Source organism: Actinoplanes auranticolor (assembly GCF_018332655.1).
GTDB classification, from domain to species: domain Bacteria; phylum Actinomycetota; class Actinomycetes; order Mycobacteriales; family Micromonosporaceae; genus Actinoplanes; species Actinoplanes auranticolor.
This window is the reverse complement of record NZ_BOQL01000142.1, coordinates 1-455: the sequence shown is the minus strand read 5'-3', so window position 1 is coordinate 455 and position 455 is coordinate 1. Positions and strand designations below refer to the sequence as shown.

Here is a 455-nt window from a genome sequence, read left to right as displayed (position 1 = left end):
CGCCTCGCGGCCCGGGCCCGGGAAATGGTCGACCAGGGGACTGCTCTGGAAGCGGCCTGCCGGATCATCATCCTGGAAGACCGACTCGCAGAAGCCCTTCACCACAACGACCTCCATCAGCGGCGAACAAACGCCGCCTGATGCGAACCGCCTCACGGTCCCCGGCTTCCGCGGAACCAACGCTGAGAAGCTGAGCCGAGCGGTCGCAGCCCACGCACAACCTCCGGTCTCGCTGGTGGTTCCTTGTGGTCAAGGGCAGGCACCGCGGTGGAGTCGACCCGCTATCGACGGACCGGCCAAGTGACTGCCCGCTTCACCCGGCGACTTGCGGGTCGCTGCCTCCATCGGCGCTACCCGGACGCCAAGGTCCAGCGTCTCTTACGACGCATGCAGCGTGGATGAGGCGGGATGTCTTCACCACGGTGGCCGGGAATGTCTCGGCGTGGTCACTGGTC

1 pseudogene is annotated in these 455 nt (G+C 66.8%); it reads left to right on the top strand.

Features of this window, described 5'->3' with window-relative positions:
• A pseudogene (locus Aau02nite_RS47220) lies at positions 1-141 on the top strand (MerR family DNA-binding transcriptional regulator); the annotation flags it as partial.
• Positions 142-455 lie beyond the last annotated feature (314 nt).